The organism is Deltaproteobacteria bacterium, from assembly GCA_016874755.1.
Taxonomy (GTDB): domain Bacteria; phylum Desulfobacterota; class Binatia; order UBA9968; family UBA9968; genus DP-20.
Map to the genome: position 1 here is coordinate 150,737 of VGTH01000004.1, position 18,115 is coordinate 168,851.

An 18,115-nucleotide genomic window follows, 5' to 3' on the forward strand; every position below is an offset into this window, starting at 1 on the left:
TGCTTGGGAATGTCGGGCTTCGGATTATTCCTCCAAGCTAAACAAAGGTCGCACAGGGGTCAAGCAGGGCTACGACTTTTTGACAATAGGGTGGCTGGATGGTATAGCAAACTTGCTCAAACAAAGGACTGACTTCAATGGCATGGTTCGATCGCAATGTCGGCGGTAAAAAGGGTCAAGAGGAAGAGCGCCCGGTGGTGCACGAAGCACCGGCAGCGCCGGTGACAGCGGCTCCGACGCCAACGCCGCCGCCGGTGCAGGCACAAACACCGACGCCGAAGCCGCCCGAGCCTGCGCCAACGGTGGCGAAAGATACTCCGCCGCGGGTGCCCGACCCAGCACCGTCGCTGGTTGCGGCCTTACATAAAGGGAGCAGGGTTAGCGGTCAGCTGATTTTTCAAGGCGCGGCGCGTATCGACGGCAGCGTCGATGGCGAGATCCAGTGCCATGGTAAGCTGACCATCGGCGAAGGCGCCGAAGTTAAGGCCAAGATTTCTGGCCAAATCGTAGTTGTGCAGGGCCGGGTCGAAGGTAACGTCACGGCAAAAGAAAAAGTGGAGCTGCTTGCGCCGGCGCGCTTGTTCGGTAACATCAGTGCGCCGCGCTTGACGATTACAGAGGGCGTGGTTTTTGACGGCGACTGTTCGATGGGGGTAGGTAAGCCAAAGAGCACGGTTGCCGGGTCACAGAGCGCTAGCGCCGAGAAGGCGGGTGCGGCGCAGAAGGTACCAGCCGAGTCATAAACTTTACGACTTCGTTCGCTGTTCGCCTCATCTCTTAGTTCCTACGTTCATTCCTTAGGTTGAAGGTAGGTTTTTTATATTGGGTGGCTCACGGGCCGCCCGAAGGATCACGGCAACCGCTGTGTTGGCCGGCTTGTTGATGGTAACGCTAATCGAAAGCGCATGATTCATTTAGACATAAGCATCCTCTATCAGGTAGTGTTGTTCGTCGTCCTTTGGATGATCCTGAGCAAGCTATTCTTCAAGCCCTACATAAGTTTGCTGGAAGAGCGGGAACGCAAGACCACCGGCGCACAGCTTGATTCCTCCGACCTTGAACACGACGCTGCTCATTTAAAAGCCCAATACGAAGAGCGCATGGCCAAAGCGCAGGCGTCTGCCTATGCCGCCAAAGACGCGCTGCTTCAGGACGCGCGCCAGCAGCGCGAAAAAATTCTCGCCCAAGCCCGAGAAGATGCCGCGAAAAATCTCGACCAGGTGCGCCGCGACGTCGTCGCCGCACTGGCGCAGGAGAAGCAGCTCGCCGACGCGGAGGTTTCCCGCGTCGCCCAGGACATGGTGAGTAAGGTTCTGGGGAGGAGCGTGTCGTGAGCCTGTTGGACCTTCTCGCTCCCGCCCAGGCGTGGGCGGCAGGTGGCGCCGGTCATCATCCGTCGATCGCCGATCTCATCTGGCCGCTCGGCAACTTTCTCATTTACCTGTTCATCATCGTTAAATTCGCACTGCCGTTGGTGCGCGATTTTCTGCGCTCGCGCCGCCAGGAAGTGGTCGAGACGGTGCAATCCGCCTCCGCCAAAAAACAGGCCGCCGAAGCCCTAGTCAGCGAATACAAAGGCAAGATCGCCGGCCTCGACAAAGAAATCCAAACACTCGAAAACACTTTGCGTGACGAAGGTCAGCGCGAAAAGACCAAGCTTGTCGACGAAGCCAACGCGATGGCGACAAAAATTAAAGACGATGCGCGCTTTCTCGCCGACCAAGAAGTTAAGATGGCGCGGCAAAAAGTGCGCGAAGAGATGGCCAATCGCGCCGAAGCGAGCGCGCGCGAGTTGGTCCAGCGCAACCTCTCGGCGGCTGACCAGGGCCGTTTGGTGGACGACTTCATTCAAAGCATTGGACAGGCCCGATGATCGAAGGCAGCCTAGCGAGACGTTATTCCCGCGCGCTTTTCCAGCTGGCCAACGAGGCCCGTCAGGAAGACGGCGTCGGCACGGAGATCGAGCAGTTCAATGCGGCCTATAACAGCTCTGAGCTGCAGCAAGTTCTAACCAACCCGGCCTTCGGCGTCGATGTCCGCAAAAAAATTCTCAGCCAAGTGATGCAGTCGCAGCAGTTTTCGTCGTTGACCGTGCGCTTTCTGTCGCTGCTTTTGGAACGCGATCGGCTGGCGCATCTGGGCGGCATCGTTAGCTGCTATCGTCGATTGTTGAATCAAGCCAAGGGGCGTGTCGAAGCCAAGGTGGTCAGTGCCAGCGCCCTCGATGACGGTATGGTCGAGCGCGTGCGCACGCAGCTGCGGGGCATATCCGGCAAGGAAGTCGTGCTGCAGCAGGAGGTCGATCCTAACCTGCTGGGCGGCCTGCTGGTCGAGTTGGAAGGCAAAGTTTACGACGGCAGCGTGCGCACCCAATTGGAAAAGATGAAGCAGCGCATCGCCCGCGCCTAGTGTGTGAAAAGTAGCAGCTGAAAACGGAACATGCTTCGACAAGCTCGGCATGAGCGGTCAACGGACATACATCCGAGTCCGTTCGTCCTGAGACCTGTCGAAGGACTCCGACAGTGTTTCGTGGAGTTTCTAAGGAGCAAATAGATGGAGATCGGAACAGCGGAAATCAGCCGGATCATAAAAGAACAGATCCGCGACTACGAAAAGACGGTTGAAATCCAAGAAGTCGGCACCGTGCTCTCCACCGGCGACGGTATTGCCCGCGTGCATGGCTTGGACAAAGTCGCCGCCGGTGAGCTGCTCGAATTTCCCCATGGGATCTTCGGCATCGCGCTGAACTTGGAAGAAGACAACGTCGGCGCCGCGCTGTTCGGCGAAACCCATATGATCCGCGAAGGCGACACGGTGAAGCGCACCGGCCGCATCGCGGAAGTGCCGGTCGGCAAAGCCTTGGTTGGCCGCGTGGTCGACGCCCTCGGCGGGCCGATTGACGGCCGCGGTCCGATCGATACCAACGAGCGCCGCCGTATCGAATTGAAAGCGCCGGGCATCGTTGCGCGCCAGCCGGTGAAAGAGCCGCTGCAAACCGGCCTCAAAGCTATCGACGGCATGATCCCGATCGGCCGCGGCCAGCGCGAGCTGATCATCGGCGACCGCCAGACCGGGAAAACCGCCGTAGCCGTCGATGCCATCATTAATCAAAAGGGCGGCAACGTTATCTGCATCTACGTCGCCATCGGCCAGAAGCGTTCCACCGTCGCGCAGGTCGTCGACAAGCTCAGAGAGTCCGGCGCCATGGACTACACCATCGTCGTTGCCGCGACGGCATCGGACTCCGCGCCCTTACAATTTATTGCACCCTATTCGGGCTGCACCATCGGCGAGTTTTTCCGCGACAACGGCGGCCACGCATTGGTGATCTACGACGATCTTTCCAAACACGCCGTGGCCTATCGGCAATTGTCCTTGCTCCTGCGCCGGCCGCCGGGACGTGAAGCGTATCCCGGTGACGTTTTTTATCTGCATTCGCGCCTGCTCGAGCGCGCCGCGAAAATGAGCGCCGATCGCGGCGGCGGTTCGCTGACCGCGTTGCCGATCATTGAAACCCAAGCGGGCGACGTGTCGGCTTACATTCCGACCAACGTCATTTCGATCACCGACGGACAGATCTTTTTGGAAAGCGATCTTTTCTATTCTGGCGTGCGCCCGGCGATCAACGTCGGTATTTCGGTGTCGCGCGTCGGCGGCAACGCGCAAATCAAAGCGATGAAGCAAGTTGCCGGAACCCTGCGTTTGGAATTGGCCCAATACCGCGAAATGGCCGCCTTCGCCCAGTTCGGTTCCGACCTGGATGCGGCGACGCAGAAGCAGTTGAACCGCGGCGCGCGCCTGGTCGAATTGTTGAAGCAGGGCCAATATCAGCCGCAGCGGGTCGAGCAACAGATCGTCATCATCTACGCCGGCACCAACGGCTTTGTCGACGATTTGCCGGTGACATCGCTGAAAAGATACGAGCAAGAGCTGTTCTCGTTCATCGAGTCGCGGCACAAAGACGTCTTCGACGATATTTTGAAAAAGCGCGAGCTCGACGGCGACCTGCGCGGCAAGCTGAACAAAGTTTTGGAAGAGTTCAAAGGGATATTCAAAGCCTAGTTTCGAGTTTTGGGTTTCGAGTTTCGTGTTGAACCCGTAACCCGAAACGCGAAACTCGAAACACCACGAACCCATGGCCACACTCAAAGCCATAAGAAAACGGATCAGCTCGGTAAAGAACACCCAGCAGATCACCAAGGCCATGAAAATGGTCTCGGCGGCCAAGCTGCGGCGCGCCCAGGAGGCCGCCGTGCAAGCGCGGCCCTATGCCGAGAAGATGACCGAGCTGTTGAAAAACGTTTCGACGCGGGTTTCCAGCAGCGCCCATCCGCTGCTCACCAGCCGTGAGGAGAAAAAAGTTCAGCTGGTGCTCTTTACCTCGGATCGCGGCCTGTGCGGCGGCTACAATACAAACATGATCCGTGCCGCCGAAGCGTTTGTACGCCAGCACTCGGGCGACAAAGAGATCGAGTTGACCTTGGTCGGCCGCAAGGGCGCCGATCACTTCCGCCGCCGCGGCGCCAAGATTGCCGATCGCTACGGCGACATTCTTTACAAGGCGCCCGATGAGTTGGCGAGTGAAATCGCCCAAAAGTTAATTGATCGATTCATCAGCGGCGACGCTGACGCGGTTTACATTGTCTATAGCCGCTTCCGTTCGGCGTTATCGCAGGTGCCGACGTTGGAAAAGCTGTTGCCGGTGTCGTTAACGCAAGCTAGCGAAGCGGAAGCGGCGCAGCAGACCGAATATGTTTATGAGCCAGGTGTTGAACAGTTGCTAGCGAGTCTTTTACCCCGGGTCACCGGTGTGGCGGTGCAACGGGCGCTCTTGGAAGCGACCGCCAGCGAACATGGCGCGCGCATGACCGCCATGGAGTCAGCATCGGGCAATGCGGCCAAGATGATCGGCTCGTTGACGCTGCAAATGAACCGCGCGCGCCAAGCCTCGATCACGCGCGAGCTGTTGGAAATCGTCGGCACGGCGGAAGCATTAAAATAAGTTTCGGGTTTCGAGTTTCGGGTTCCGAGTTAACGCGAAACTCGAAACTCGAAACTCGAAACTGTTCCGATTTGGAGGTTTGAACACAATGAGCATGGGTAAACTCACCCAGGTTTTGGGTGCGGTCGTCGACGTTGAGTTCTCCGACGGCGCGCTGCCGCCAATTTATAATGCGCTTAAGATCACCAACCCCGCCATCAGCGATGAGGAATGGAATCTAGTTATCGAAGTGGCGCAACATTTGGGTGAGAACACCGTGCGCGGCGTCGCCATGGATACCACCGAAGGTCTGGTGCGCGGTATGGACGTGATGGATACCGGCGCCGGTATCAGCGTGCCGGTGGGTGAAGGAACCCTCGGCCGAATTATCAACGTCATCGGCGAACCGGTGGACGAAGCCGGTACGATCAAGGCGACCAAGCTCTCGCCGATTCACCGCGCCGCGCCTGAGTTTGTCGATCAAGAAACCAAAGTCCAAGCGCTCGAAACCGGCATTAAAGTCGTCGATTTGCTCGCTCCCTACGCCCGCGGCGGTAAGGTCGGCCTGTTCGGCGGTGCCGGCGTCGGCAAAACCGTTATTTTGATGGAGTTGATCAATAACATCGCCCAGAAGCACGGCGGTTATTCGGTCTTCGGCGGTGTCGGCGAACGGACCCGCGAAGGCAACGATCTCTGGCTGGAAATGAAGGAGTCGGGGGTTATCAACAAAACCTCGCTGGTTTACGGCCAAATGAATGAGCCGCCCGGAGCGCGCGCCCGCGTCGCTTTGACCGCCTTGACCCTCGCGGAATATTTTCGCGACGACGAAGGGCGCGACGTGCTGCTGTTCTTGGACAACATTTTCCGTTTCACCCAGGCGAACTCGGAAGTCTCGACCCTGCTCGGCCGCATGCCCTCCGCCGTCGGCTATCAACCGACCTTGTCGACCGACTTGGGCGAGTTGCAAGAACGCATCACCACCACGCGTAAAGGTTCGATCACTTCGGTGCAAGCGATTTACGTCCCGGCGGACGACTTGACCGACCCAGCGCCGGCGACGACTTTCGCCCATTTGGACGCCACCACCGTTTTGTCGCGTCAGATCGCCGAGCTGGGTATCTACCCGGCGGTGGATCCGCTCGATTCCACCTCGCGTATTCTCGATCCACTGGTAGTCGGCGAGGAACATTACGCGGTCGCCCGCTCGGTGCAGTTGATCCTGCAGCGCTATAAAGACTTGCAGGACATCATCGCGATTCTCGGCATGGACGAATTATCCGAAGACGACAAGTTGACTGTCGCGCGCGCCCGCAAGGTGCAGCGCTTCCTGTCGCAGCCGTTCCACGTCGCCGAGCAGTTTACCGGCACACCCGGGGAATATGTCGAATTGAAGGACACCATCCGCGCCTTCAAAGAAATTGTCGACGGCAAACACGACGATATTCCGGAACAGGCATTTTACATGGTTGGCACCATCGAGCAGGTGGCTGAGAAGGCCAAGAAGATGGCGGCGGCGTAAGAAGGCAACAGGCGAAAGGCAACAGGCAACAGGAAGAGATTCGGAGGCCGGGAGGCCCTGTTGCCTGGGATTTCAGAATGGCAGACAAAATCAGACTGAGAGTGGTGACGCCTAGCCGAATGCTCCTCGACGAGGAGGTCGACGAAGTCACTGGGCCGGGCGAGTTGGGTGAGTTCGGCGTGTTGCCGAACCACATTGCGTTTCTGACCAACTTGGTCCCCGGCGAGATGACTTATCTGCAGGGCGGCACACGTCATGTGCTGTCGGTCAGCGGCGGCTATGCCGAGGTGCTCGACAACGTGATGACCGTTTTGTCGCCTGCGGCCGAGTTCGCCACCGAGATTGACACCGCCCGTGCGCAGCGCGCCAAGGAGCGCGCCGAGAAACGCATGGGCGAGGTGAGCTGGGAAGACGCCGAGTTTGCGGGACTCGAAGAAGCGCAGCGCCGGGCCAACGCGCGGCTGCAGGTTGCTACCCGTCAAGCGAGAAGATAAAAAGAGGCAAGCATAGAAAGAAGGAGAACGCCTTATGGCCGAAGCAGCAAAACAAGAACCCGTCATTACTATGTGGAGTAAGGAATTTACCTACGACCGCTGGATGAAATCGAAGGGCATTCCGATCCACAAGGGTTATTTCATTCCCGATCTGCGCACCATCGAGTTGGAATGGTGGGAAGAACGCGGCGCCAAATCCGCGTTCATTCAGCTGCTGGGCCAAGAGGGTGTCAGCGCCTCGCGCGTCACCGAAGTGCCGCCGGGGAAATCGTTGCCGCCGGTAAAGTTTGCCCTCGACGAGATCATCTATGTCTTAACCGGCCGCGGTTTAACCACGGTTTGGGCCAACGACAACAGACCGAAAAAGAATTTCGAATACCAGGAACATTCGATGTTCTTGGTGCCGCGCAATCACTGGCACGTCTTCAGCAACATGACCGGCGATAAGCCGCTGCGGCTGTTTCATTACAGCTACATGCCGATGGCGATGTCTGCGCTTCCCGAGCCAGACATGTATTTCAACAACCCCTACGAACCGAAAATCACCGCCGATCAAGGCGACTTCTATTCGGAAGCGAAGATGGTTCAAGCGAAAGACGCCGACGAAGGCTTGGGCATGCGCGCCTTCTGGTACGGCAATTTCTTCCCCGACATGCGCGCCTGGAACAAGCTCGACGCCAACGAGCGGCGCGGCGCCGGCGGCAAGAGCGTGTTCATGCAGTTCCCCAATTCTGAATTGACCGCCCACATGTCGGTGTTCGCGCCGAAGACTTATAAAAAGGCGCACCGTCACGGCCCCGGCCGCGCCATCATCATCCCCGCCGGCGAAGGCTATTCGATCATGTGGGAAGAGGGCAAAGAAAAGATCGTCTGCCCGTGGCACGAGTGCAGCATGATCACCCCGCCGGATAAATGGTTCCATCAACATTTTAACGCCGGCGGCGACATGGCACGCTACTTGGCGCTCCATCCGCCGATGCAGTTCCACGGCCATGCGGAAAAAGTCGAAGACCGGGCCAAAGATCAGATCGAGTACCCGAACGAAGATCCGTTCATTCGCAAGAAGTTCGAAGACGAGTTGGGCAAGCGCGGCATCAAGAGCGAAATGCCGGCCGAATGCTACAGCAATCCAGAGTACGAGTGGTCGAAGGCGATGGGCAAACAATAGGCAGAATTACCAATCAACGACAAAAAAGGTCGGTTTGGAATCCCCGCTCCAGCGAGCGGGGATTCCTGTTATTGGCGCCCGAGAATTTTGAGGTGCAGCGAGATTGAGGCACAATCCTTCCGGACCGAAGGCAACAGAGTTGCGCTTACATGCCGCGATGTTGGGGCGACCTACGGATCGCCTGCGCTTTGCGAAGGACAGGGAAAGGGTCGAAAGATTGCACCAAGTGTCGAAGAACAACACGCGAGATTTGCGCTGAGGCCTTCACTCCTCCAGGATTGCACCGCAATCTCGCACTACCCAATCGTAGGAAAATAAAATGGCAGAAAAAATACAGAGGCTACCCATGCACGACGATATTTACGATCACGACCATCCGGATAATTTTATTATCAAAGAAGATGAGATCGTCACCGACATCGAAGGCTTGGAGATGTTCTCGCTTAAAAGCGTGGGCATTGACATCGGCTCTTCGACGTCGCACTTGATCTTTTCTTTGATCACCCTGCGGCGCGAAGGCGCGTCGCTGTCGGGCAAATTCCGGGTGACCAATCGCGAGGTGCTCTATCGCTCGCCGATCATGCTGACGCCCTATCTGTCGCCGACCAAGATCGACACCGACAAGGTCAACGCTTTTATTCAGAACGCCTACAAGGAAGCCGGTTTGACGCCGGAAGACGTCGACACCGGCGCGGTCATCATCACCGGCGAAGCGTTAAAAAAAGAGAACGCCCAGCCGATCGTCGAGAACTTCGCCAAGTACTCGGGCAAGTTCATCTGCGCTGCCGCAGGCCATAATCACGAAGCGCTGCTCGCCGCTTATGGCTGCGGCGCCGTCGATCTGTCGAAGTCGGAACACAAAACCGTGCTCAACGTCGACATGGGTGGCGGGACGACGAAGTTCTCGCTCGTGGAAGACGGGGTGGTGACACAGACCGCGTCGATCAGCATCGGCGCGCGCCTGATCGCCTTCGACGAGAAAGATAAGATCACCCGCGTCGAAGACCCCGGCGGCACGATGATGAAAGAGCTTGGCCATGCGGTTGCGGTCGGTCAGACAATTTCCGATAAAATGAAAGAAGACTTCGGCGCCTACATGGCGAAGATTCTTTTCGAGACTATCGAGCAGGGGCCGACTTCACCAATGGCGAAATCGTTGATGGTCACGGCGCCGTTTGTCAATTACACCGGCTTCAAACAAGTGCAGCACCTGGTCTTCTCAGGTGGCGTGTCGGAGCATGTCTACGATCACGATCCCAAATCCTACGGCGACATTGGCCCAGTGCTCGGCCGCAACGTGCGCGATTATCTGAAAAAACTGCCCAAAGACGTCCTGCGCGAACCGGTGGAAGGCATCCGCGCCACCGTCATCGGCGCCGGTGAATACACCATCCAAGCGAGCGGCAACACCAGCTATGTGTCCAATGAGAAGGCTCTGCCGGTGCATGGTTTGAAAGTCATTCAAGCGCCGGTGCGCGAGGGCGAGTCGGTGGCGGCCGCGCTGCGGCAATCGCTGCGCAAGTTCGACCTGGAACACTTCACTGCCGGCCTTGCGCTGTCGCTCACGGTCGCCGGCGTGCCCGACTATCAATCGGTGCGGCGCATCGCCGAAGGCATTGCCGAGATTCTGAAAGACGCCGACGATGCCAAGTGCCCGCTCTATCTGACGTTGGATCTCGACATCGCCAAATCTCTTGGCGGCATGTTGAAGGATGAGTTGAAAGTCAGCCGCGACATCATCGCCGTCGACGGCATCGAAGTCGGTGACTTGGATTATATCGACATCGGCGAATGTCTCGGCATCACCGAAGTTATTCCGGTCACCGTCAAGTCGCTGATGTTCCCGACCTCAAGCAGCGACTAACAATGTGCCGCTGCGCGAGTCTCAAGAGGCCTCGCTAAACGCGGGGCCTTTTTTTTGCTCATGGCCGAATACTATTCCCTTCAAGCCGCGCTGCTTTTTTCCATCGCGCACATTTTCGTGCGCCGCGGCCTGGTCGGTTCCAATGCCCTGACCGGTTCCGTTATTTCCCTTGGCACCAGCGCAGTGCTTTTCTGCACGATGGCTTTGTTGTGGGTACCGATCGCGCAGCATTGGAGGCCGGAGCTGGGCTATTTCATCGCCGGCGGCTTCTTTGCGCCGGCCATCGGGCAGACGCTCGGTTATATCGGCATGGAGCGCATCGGCGTCGCGCGCGCCTCGCCGATTGTCAATACGTCACCGCTCTTCTCATCGATCTTGGCGGTTTTGCTCCTCGGTGAAATCTGGGTGCAGCAGAACATCGCCGGCACACTGCTGGTGATTCTGGGCGTGGTTATCTTGTCATCGAGCAGCGCAGCCAAAGAGCAATGGCACAAGAAGGATTTGATCTTTCCGATCCTTGCCGCTTTGGCGTTTGGCATTTCTACGACGCTGCGCAAAACCGGATTGACCACGGTGCCGGTGCCGCTGTTGGCGGCGGCGGTGACGGTGGGCACGGCGTTTTTCGTCGTGCTCGGCATCGTCCGGCTGCGCGGCGGCTTCCAAAAACTAAATTTCACCAAGACCAGCAGCGCCTGGATGTTCGCCGGCGCCATCGTCAACTCCGGCGCGATCCTGTCGTTTTTTTCCGCGTTAAGCGTCGGCAGCATCGTGCGGGTGGAGCCGCTGGTGGCTTGCAATCCGCTGCTGACGATGATCTGGGCGTCGATTTTCTTGCGCCAAATCGAAACTCTGTCGAGCCGAAGTGTGCTCGGCGGCTTAGTCACCGTGGCCGGCACGGTACTGGTAGTGATGGTCAAGTAGGCAGGCCCTGGACATCTATTTTTCCTTTCAAGCGGCGCTGTACTTCTCGATCGCCCATATCCTGATTCGGCGCGGGCTGACTGAGTCGAACGCGATGACCGGCGCGTTCATCTCGCTGTCCATGAGCGCCGTCGTGCTCTGGTGCGCGCTGCCGTTTTTCGTGCCGCTTTCGGCACTGGCCGATCCCGCCATATTGATCTTTGTTGCGGCGGGAATTTTTGCACCGGGTATCGGCCGGACTTTGAGCTATGTCGGTATCGAAAGAATCGGCGTGGCGCGCTCGGTGCCGATTGTTAACTCCTCGCCGATCTTCGCATCGGTTTTTGCGGTGATCTTTCTCGCCGAAGCCTGGGTGCTACAAAATATCGTCGGCACCCTGCTGGTGATCGGCGGCATTGTGATACTTTCCATGGCCAAGCCGGCCCAAGGCGAATGGCGCAAGATCGATATCATCTATCCTTTGATCGGCGCGGTCGCGTTCGGCATCTCCACGACGCTGCGTAAGGCCGGGCTCGGTTACATCAATATCCCGCTGCTCGCCGCGGCGATGACGGCGGGTGCCGGCGCGCTGTTCTCGTTGGCGTTGCTCAAGTATCAAGGCGGCAGCAAGGCTTTTAAACTCACGCGCAATAGCGCCGCCTGGCTGTTTCCCGCGGGAGCTTTTAATACCGCGGCGATGCTGTCGGTATTCTTCGCCTTGAGCCACGGCAAAGTCGTCATCGTCGAGCCGCTGGTAAGCTCCAATCCGGTGTTGACGCTGACGCTGACGGCAATTTTCCTACGCGACGTCGAGTCGATCTCGCTGCGGGTCATCATCGGTTCCGCGCTGACGGTGACCGGGACGATCTTGGTGGTGCTGGTGAAATGAGCGCTATGGGATGATAGATTATCAGCTTTGCTGAAAAACCGATCGGGGTCCTTCGACAAGCTCAGGACGAACGGAATTGAAGTCTCAAACATGTCACAAAATCCGTTCATGCTGAGCTTGTCGAAGCATTCTTCGGGGTTTTCAGCAGAATCATTACCTAGATCTACTTTTTGGAGGAAATCATGTCGAAGGCGATGCAGGGCGAGCGAAAAATGTGGAGCAAAGTGTACACCTACGACGAATGGATGGAAGCCCAGGGCGTGCCCATCTATCGCGGCTACTACATCGAGGATCTGCGCACGTTGCAGTTAGGGTGGTGGGATGCGCGGCAGTGCCATTCGGCATTCATTCAATTGGTCGGGCAGGAAGGCGTGACTTCTGCCCGGGTGACCGAGATCCCCGCCGGCAAGACGCTGCCACCGCTCAAGTTCGCTCTCGATGAAATTGTTTACGTTGTCGAAGGCCGCGGCCTGACAACGATTTGGGCAGGAGATAAACGGCCGCGCAAGACCTTTGAGTGGCAAAAGCACAGCATGTTCTTGCTGCCGCACAATTACACCCATCAGTTCACCAATATGCAGGGCGACAAGCCGGTGCGTTTGCTGCACTATAATTACATGCCGCTGACGTTATCAGGCGTGCGCGATGTCAATTTCATCTTCGGCAGCAATTACGAAAGCAACGACATCCAGAACGAGATGGATTTTTACTCCGAAGCCAAGATGGTCTCACAGAACCAGCTCGACGAGACTTGGGGCCGGCGTGCCTACTGGTTCGGCAATTTCTTTCCCGACATGCGCGCCTGGGATAAGCTCGACACCAATGCGCGCCGGGGAGCCGGCGGGCGCAGCGTTTACATTCAATTTCCCGATTCAGAAATGTCGTGCCACATGTCGGTGTTCGACGCGCGGTTGTACAAGAAAGCGCACCGCCACGGCCCCGGCCGCGTCATTGTGATTCCGGTCGGGGAGGGCTACTCGATCATGTGGGAAGAGGGCAAAGAAAAGGTCGTGGTGCCGTGGCACGAAGCCAGCCTCTTCGTGCCGCCGAACAAATGGTTTCATCAACACTTCAACGCCGGCGGCGAACCGGCACGCTACCTGGCGCTTCACCCGCCCATGCAGTTCCACGGCCATGCGGAAAAAGTCGAAGACCGTGCCAAGGATCAGATCGAGTACTGCAACGAAGACAAATGGGTACGCGAAAAATTCGAGGGCGAGCTGGCGAGCCGCGGGCTGACTTCACTAATGCCGCCGGAGGCGTATTCCAATCCCGATTTTGAATGGAACTGGAAGCCGTTTGTGCAGAGCGCGAAATAGGAGCCGCGCACATTTTAGTCGGAAAGCCCCGCTCAACGCGGGGCTTTTTTTGGACGTGGTGAGCGGCTATGCCGCCTTCACCGCGCCGGCCACGGCCCATTCGGCGGCGATCTCGCGCACCTGGGCGGATTTTCCCGGCGCGACTTGGCCGACCAGTTTGCTCAGGTGTGCGAGATCGATCTGCAGCGACTCGTCCATGTGACCAAGATATTGCTCAAAGACTTTGTCGGCTAAGAGCTGACCGTGGCCGAACTTGGTCTTCAACAACTCGATCACTTTGGCCCGGTTGGCTTTGGCATAAACGATGCCCTCGCGATGGGCGGTAACAAAAGCTTTGAAATCGGCGGCCCGGTCCCGGGCAAGCTGCGCTGTGGTTTCGATGGAAATACATAGCGGGTCATCGACGATATCGGGCCAGGCGCTGAGACGGCGACACCCCTTTTCCTCGGCGACGAAGCCATAGGGGCGCGGCACCAGCGCCGCGGTGGCTCTCTTATCCAAGAGACGGTGAAACGCCTCTTGGTCGCTGGCGACGAGGTCGAGTTTGACATCGCTGCCGATGGTCAGACCGCCGATCTGTTGAAATGTTGCGCCGAGCGGCACACCGCGCGCCGGCCCCTCGCGACAGACCACCGTGCCGCCCTTTAGATCCGCAATTTCTTTGATCGCGCCATCGGCGACCAACCAGTAGGGGCAACTGTTCATGGCGCAGCCCAGCAATCGGCTTGCCTTGGTGTCCAGAAAATGCGGCAGCGATGCGCGCGCGACGACGAACGAAATCTGCGCTTCTCCGGTTCCCAGTCGGCGATAACGTTCTTCGGTACCCTGCACGTGGTTCCACGACACTTCGAGCCCGTGCTTGGCGTAGATGCCGGCATCGATGGCCAAGTAACCGGTAATGTCGCGCGCGAACTTTGGCTCAATGCCTTCGAGATGACCGTACATGCAATTGATTTTGGTTATCGACACAGCGTTTCTCCTTCGACGTGTGCGCTCAAACGACAGCCACAAGCACGAGTCACGAACAATGAATTACGACCTTCTATAGTACGCTTGGCTGTGCGGTACAAACTTCGCCTTGACAGAACTTTGACAACGGGACTAGAGTCACGCCGTCTGAAGCACCAACCCCATTTTAGAAGGAGGTTACGATGAAAGTTTTAGACGTGTTGGAAACGTCCAAGGGGCGCAAGAAAGGCCAGCGGCGCATTGATTTATTTCGCCGCGAAAATTTAGAAACGTGGATCTTGATCTTCCCACCCGGCGATGTGCAGCGCATGCACAACCATCCCTCGGACCGGACCTACTATGTGCTCACCGGCAAGGGCATCATGAAAGGGCGCAACGAGACCCATGAGCTGAGGCAGGGGGAAATCATTAGTATCCCTGCGCATGAGTTTTACGAAGGCTCGAACCCGTTCGACGAACCGATGATTTTGCTGGGCAATAGCCACAAGGCGACGGCAGAAGATCTTGCTAAAGCCGGCGGCCAGCGCAATGAAATTGACGATAAGACCGGCAAGCGCGTCATCTTTCAGCATGGCGGCGGTCAGGACATGGGCGTCTTGGCTGACTGGAATTAACAGCGTCGAGTTTTACTCGCACAGGGCCGTTACCTCCAACAACGGGGCTGACGCCAGGCCCAACGCGCGGCTGGGTTACCACCGGTCGCGCGTCCCAGTCTTCATCGATCGCTCCACAAATTCCTCTAAACGATCAAAAATTACGCGGCTCTTTTTCGGTCATCAGCACAAGATCTCGGCGCGCCGACGGCGCCGAAAACGGCGCGCTTTTCGCATAGTTTTTCGCTTCGGTTGTGATATAAGTTCCCTGGCGTAGACCCATGAACGGCAAGTCCATCCCTAGCGAGCTCTCTCAAGTTCGGGCCTCCAAATTTCGCTGGTTTCCCGCATGGCGTGGCCCGATTAGGTGGCGCCGTTGGCTGCTGCTGCTGGCCATTCTGCTCGCCGTTTGCGTTTTCGTCGAGATTCAAACCTCCGTGGTTCAGTCCTGGGTATTCACGCGCACCAATCAAGAAGTGCATTACAAAATTGCGCCGGGCGCCAGTCCAAGCATTGCGTTTCCGCGCGGCGGACCTTTGGATGAGCGGCGCGGTTACACCAAGTTGGGGAATTTTCGCGCACGGCTGGAAAACCAGGGCTACCGGGTTGCGCTGCAAGCGCAGCAATCGGAGATGATGGTATTTCTGCTGAACCGAAACATCTCGCCACCCTATCGCGAACCGGTGGAGACCGGCATGGCGGTCAGCGGCAAAGACGGCACTGCGCTGTTTCGTTACGCGCAGGGCGATTTCTTGTTCAATAAAGCCAGCGATATTCCGCAGCTGGTCACCAAGACACTGCTCTTCCTGGAAAACCGCGACCTCGACCAGCCGGCAACGGATTGGCAGAACCCGGTGATCGAGTGGAATCGCATGTTTAAGGCGATGCTGTATTACATCGGCTCGAAGCTCTATCTGCCGGTGCCGGTACAAGGTGGCAGCACGCTGGCGGTGCAGCTGGAAAAATTTCGCCACTCGCCCAATGGCCGCACCGATACGCCGCTGGAAAAGGTGCGCCAAGTGTTTGGCGCAAGTTTGAAAGCGTATCGCGCTGGAAAAAACACCCGGGAATGGCGCGAGCAGTTGATCGTCGATTATCTCAATTCCGTGCCGTTGGCGGCGGCGCCCGGCTACGGCGAGATCCACGGTCTTGGCGAAGGACTCTACGCCTGGTTCGGCACTTCTTTGAGCGATGCCGTCAAGGCCATCGAGATGCCGGGCATCACAGTGCCCAAAGTGCGGGCTTTCAAGTAGATACTTTCTTTGCTCGTGTCGGTGCGCTCGCCATCGGTGTTTCTCGTTGAGGAGCGTGAGTCGCTGGAAGAAAAAGTCGGGCAGTTTACCCGGCTCATGGCGCGCGAAGGTTTGATCGATTGGGAGTTCGCCACGGTGCTGCAAGAAACACCGGTGCAGTTTCTCGGCAAAGGCCCGGTCTCGCCACAGGCTTCATCGGTCCAGAACAAAGCAGCCAACGCCATTCGCACGTCGATGATGGAATATCTAGGCCTAACAAATCTTTATGATTTGAATCGGCTGCACCTGGACGTCGAGAGCACCATCGATGTGCCGCTGCAGAAAAAGATCACCGATTTTCTCCATACGCTGACACAGCGGGAGGTGATTCGCGCCAACGGGCTCACCGGCAAGTACTTGCTGGAAGATGCCGACCCGCAGAAGGTGGTGTATTCGTTCCTACTGGTCGAGCCTGCCGCCGACGGCAAGAAAATCCGTGTGCAAGCGGACAATCTCGGCAGCCCGCTCGACTTCAACAAAAGTGTCAAGCTCGAGCTCGGCAGCCCCGCCAAACTGCGCACGGTGGCGCACTATATGGAGCTGATGGGCGAACTGCATAAGGATTTATTTCCGCTGGACGCAGAGGGTTTGAGAAATACTGCCGAGCAAGCGCGCGACCCTCTGACCAAATGGGCGGCGGCGGTCCTGCTGCAAAATAAAAAACTTGCGCTCGAGCCGTTTTTGGAGCGCGCCATGAATCGGCGCTACTCCGCGAGCCCGTGGGAACAATTTTATACCGGCGGCGGCATGCACACGTTCGAGAACTTCGACAAAAGCGACAACGAAAGAATCCTGCCGCTGCGCGATGCTTTCCGGAACTCGACCAACTTGGTTTTCATCCGTCTGATGCGCGAGCTGGTTTACTACCATCGCGCCCGGCTCGACTACAACGCCGACGAGCTGCTCGCCAATCCGGAAAACGAGCGGCGCAAAAAAATGCTTCAGGAGTTGGCCGACGAAGATTCGAGCGCGATCCTGCGGCGCGCCTTTCAGAGCTATCGCGGTCAAACCGCAGAGCAGATCGCTGCTCGCCTGTTGGGTACAAAAACCAACGTCGAGCGACATCTGGCGATCTTGTTCTTTGCCTGGAAGCTCGGCAATGACGAAGCCACTTTGGCCGCGTGGTTCAAACAGAATCAAGTGGAACTTGCCGAAGAGGACGTCGGTAAACTCTTTCAAGCCTACGCTAACCCGCGCTTAACGCTGCTCGATTACGCCTATCTCCTTAGCTTCAATCCGCTGGAGTTGTGGTGCGCCGGAGAGTTTCGCCAGCAGCCCAACCTTTCCTGGGAACAACTCTATGGGCGCAGCAGCGAAACCCGCCGTTTAGCGGCGACCTGGCTTTTGAACCCAAACAACCGGCGCGCTCAAGAATCGCGCTTGCGCACGCGTGTGGAAAAGGAAGCGTTCGCTCGCATGACGCCTTACTGGCAGAGATTGGGTTTTCCGTTTAAGACCCTGGTTCCGTCTTACGCCACGGCGATCGGCAGTTCGTCGGACCGGCCCACGGCACTAGCCGAGCTGGTTGGCATCATCGTCAACGACGGCGTGCGCCGCCAGCCGACCAGTCTGACCAACATTCACTTTGCAACTGGCACGCCCTACGAGACCCACTTCGAGCAACAGAAAGAAAAAGGCAGCGTCGTGCTGCTGCCGGAGGTGGCGCGCGCTATCCGTAAAGCGATGGCCGCCGTGGTCGAAGGGGGCACAGCGCGCACCCTGCACGGCGTGTTTAAATCGGCCGACGGCAAGATCATTGCGACTGGCGGCAAGACCGGTTCCGGCGACAACCGTTTTGAAACCTACAATCGCTTCGGTGCCGTAACGTCATCGCGCGCGACCAACCGCACCGCGACCTTTGTCTTTTACATCGGCGATCGCTACTACGGTGTCGTCACCGCTTACGTGCAGGGACGCGAGGCGGCCAACTACAAATTCACCAGTGCATTACCGGTGACCGTGTTGCGCCTGCTGGCGCCAAGCATCATGGAAACCATGAACAGCAATGTTGGCATGATCAATCCCGCCGCTGTCAAAGTGCCGGACAAAACGGCTACGCAAAACGTCGGTCACGCCGGAGCGCCGCGGGACGCCAAGGCGCAAATCTATTAGCCACTTGGCTACGCC

General features: G+C 57.7%; 17 protein-coding genes. 16 read left to right on the plus strand and 1 reads right to left on the minus strand.

All coding sequences use genetic code 11. The annotated features are described in order from the left end of the window. The first annotated feature begins 137 nt into the window (after positions 1-137). The 13 genes from FJ145_04055 (at position 138) to FJ145_04115 (ending at position 13,134) form a co-directional block, all read left to right on the plus strand. The gene (locus FJ145_04055) at positions 138-743 is read left to right on the plus strand and encodes a polymer-forming cytoskeletal protein (protein ID MBM4260598.1); all 606 of its coding nucleotides are present in this window, start codon (positions 138-140) and stop codon (positions 741-743) included. 162 nt (positions 744-905) lie between these two features. Beyond that, positions 906-1,334 carry an ATP synthase F0 subunit B gene (locus FJ145_04060; protein MBM4260599.1) on the plus strand — a complete coding sequence of 143 codons (429 nt, stop codon included), beginning with the start codon at positions 906-908 and terminating at the stop codon, positions 1,332-1,334. Beyond that, positions 1,331-1,873: an ATP synthase F0 subunit B gene (locus FJ145_04065; protein MBM4260600.1), complete on the plus strand. Its 543-nt coding sequence runs from the start codon at positions 1,331-1,333 to the stop codon at positions 1,871-1,873. Before FJ145_04060 ends, FJ145_04065 begins: the two co-directional genes overlap by 4 nt. Then, the gene (gene atpH, locus FJ145_04070) at positions 1,870-2,409 is read left to right on the plus strand and encodes an ATP synthase F1 subunit delta (GenBank protein ID MBM4260601.1); all 540 of its coding nucleotides are present in this window, start codon (positions 1,870-1,872) and stop codon (positions 2,407-2,409) included. The genes FJ145_04065 and atpH overlap by 4 nt, the downstream gene beginning before the upstream one ends. Before the next feature lie 144 nt (positions 2,410-2,553). Further along, complete coding sequence (locus FJ145_04075; GenBank protein ID MBM4260602.1) at positions 2,554-4,062, plus strand: F0F1 ATP synthase subunit alpha; 1,509 nt, start codon at positions 2,554-2,556, stop codon at positions 4,060-4,062. Between the two features lie 73 nt (positions 4,063-4,135). Next, positions 4,136-5,002: an ATP synthase F1 subunit gamma gene (gene atpG, locus FJ145_04080; protein ID MBM4260603.1), complete on the plus strand. Its 867-nt coding sequence runs from the start codon at positions 4,136-4,138 to the stop codon at positions 5,000-5,002. 88 nt (positions 5,003-5,090) lie between these two features. After that, positions 5,091-6,500 (plus strand): F0F1 ATP synthase subunit beta, encoded by a 1,410-nt coding sequence (atpD, locus tag FJ145_04085; GenBank protein ID MBM4260604.1) that lies wholly within the window; start codon positions 5,091-5,093, stop codon positions 6,498-6,500. 77 nt (positions 6,501-6,577) lie between these two features. Continuing rightward, positions 6,578-6,994 carry a F0F1 ATP synthase subunit epsilon gene (locus FJ145_04090; protein MBM4260605.1) on the plus strand — a complete coding sequence of 139 codons (417 nt, stop codon included), beginning with the start codon at positions 6,578-6,580 and terminating at the stop codon, positions 6,992-6,994. A gap of 34 nt (positions 6,995-7,028) precedes the next feature. Further along, positions 7,029-8,162 (plus strand): cupin domain-containing protein, encoded by a 1,134-nt coding sequence (locus tag FJ145_04095; protein ID MBM4260606.1) that lies wholly within the window; start codon positions 7,029-7,031, stop codon positions 8,160-8,162. 346 nt (positions 8,163-8,508) lie between these two features. Then, a complete protein-coding gene (locus FJ145_04100; GenBank protein ID MBM4260607.1) occupies positions 8,509-10,026 on the plus strand; it encodes a recombinase in 1,518 nt (505 codons plus the stop codon). 60 nt (positions 10,027-10,086) lie between these two features. Next, positions 10,087-10,947 (plus strand): DMT family transporter, encoded by an 861-nt coding sequence (locus FJ145_04105; GenBank protein MBM4260608.1) that lies wholly within the window; start codon positions 10,087-10,089, stop codon positions 10,945-10,947. 94 nt (positions 10,948-11,041) lie between these two features. Beyond that, on the plus strand, positions 11,042-11,815 hold the full coding sequence (locus tag FJ145_04110) for a DMT family transporter (GenBank protein MBM4260609.1): 774 nt from the start codon (positions 11,042-11,044) through the stop codon (positions 11,813-11,815). 182 nt (positions 11,816-11,997) lie between these two features. Next, a complete protein-coding gene (locus FJ145_04115) occupies positions 11,998-13,134 on the plus strand; it encodes a cupin domain-containing protein (GenBank protein ID MBM4260610.1) in 1,137 nt (378 codons plus the stop codon). A gap of 66 nt (positions 13,135-13,200) precedes the next feature. On the opposite strand, the gene FJ145_04120 is transcribed toward FJ145_04115, so the two are convergent. Then, the gene (locus FJ145_04120) at positions 13,201-14,103 is read right to left on the minus strand and encodes a hypothetical protein (GenBank protein ID MBM4260611.1); all 903 of its coding nucleotides are present in this window, start codon (positions 14,101-14,103) and stop codon (positions 13,201-13,203) included. Between the two features lie 182 nt (positions 14,104-14,285). Here FJ145_04120 and FJ145_04125 point away from each other — a divergent pair, with 182 nt between their 5' ends. The 3 genes from FJ145_04125 to FJ145_04135 all read left to right on the plus strand — a co-directional run bounded on the left by FJ145_04125 (position 14,286) and on the right by FJ145_04135 (position 18,100). Continuing rightward, a complete protein-coding gene (locus FJ145_04125; protein ID MBM4260612.1) occupies positions 14,286-14,717 on the plus strand; it encodes a cupin domain-containing protein in 432 nt (143 codons plus the stop codon). Positions 14,718-14,977: 260 nt separating this feature from the next. Beyond that, positions 14,978-15,949: a hypothetical protein gene (locus tag FJ145_04130; GenBank protein MBM4260613.1), complete on the plus strand. Its 972-nt coding sequence runs from the start codon at positions 14,978-14,980 to the stop codon at positions 15,947-15,949. A 9-nt stretch (positions 15,950-15,958) separates the two neighbouring features. Then, entirely contained in the window at positions 15,959-18,100 is a 2,142-nt protein-coding gene (locus FJ145_04135) for a hypothetical protein (protein MBM4260614.1), read from the plus strand. Positions 18,101-18,115 lie beyond the last annotated feature (15 nt).

Coding starts and splice junctions, on each gene's coding strand:
- FJ145_04095 (MBM4260606.1), top strand. CDS start 7,029: ATGGCCGAAGCAGCAAAACAAGAACCCGTCATTACTATGTGGAGTAAG.
- FJ145_04130 (MBM4260613.1), top strand. CDS start 14,978: ATGAACGGCAAGTCCATCCCTAGCGAGCTCTCTCAAGTTCGGGCCTCC.
- FJ145_04055 (MBM4260598.1), top strand. CDS start 138: ATGGCATGGTTCGATCGCAATGTCGGCGGTAAAAAGGGTCAAGAGGAA.
- atpD (MBM4260604.1), top strand. CDS start 5,091: ATGAGCATGGGTAAACTCACCCAGGTTTTGGGTGCGGTCGTCGACGTT.
- atpG (MBM4260603.1), top strand. CDS start 4,136: ATGGCCACACTCAAAGCCATAAGAAAACGGATCAGCTCGGTAAAGAAC.
- FJ145_04110 (MBM4260609.1), top strand. CDS start 11,042: ATGACCGGCGCGTTCATCTCGCTGTCCATGAGCGCCGTCGTGCTCTGG.
- FJ145_04100 (MBM4260607.1), top strand. CDS start 8,509: ATGCACGACGATATTTACGATCACGACCATCCGGATAATTTTATTATC.
- atpH (MBM4260601.1), top strand. CDS start 1,870: ATGATCGAAGGCAGCCTAGCGAGACGTTATTCCCGCGCGCTTTTCCAG.
- FJ145_04060 (MBM4260599.1), top strand. CDS start 906: ATGATTCATTTAGACATAAGCATCCTCTATCAGGTAGTGTTGTTCGTC.
- FJ145_04115 (MBM4260610.1), top strand. CDS start 11,998: ATGTCGAAGGCGATGCAGGGCGAGCGAAAAATGTGGAGCAAAGTGTAC.
- FJ145_04075 (MBM4260602.1), top strand. CDS start 2,554: ATGGAGATCGGAACAGCGGAAATCAGCCGGATCATAAAAGAACAGATC.
- FJ145_04125 (MBM4260612.1), top strand. CDS start 14,286: ATGAAAGTTTTAGACGTGTTGGAAACGTCCAAGGGGCGCAAGAAAGGC.
- FJ145_04105 (MBM4260608.1), top strand. CDS start 10,087: ATGGCCGAATACTATTCCCTTCAAGCCGCGCTGCTTTTTTCCATCGCG.
- FJ145_04090 (MBM4260605.1), top strand. CDS start 6,578: ATGGCAGACAAAATCAGACTGAGAGTGGTGACGCCTAGCCGAATGCTC.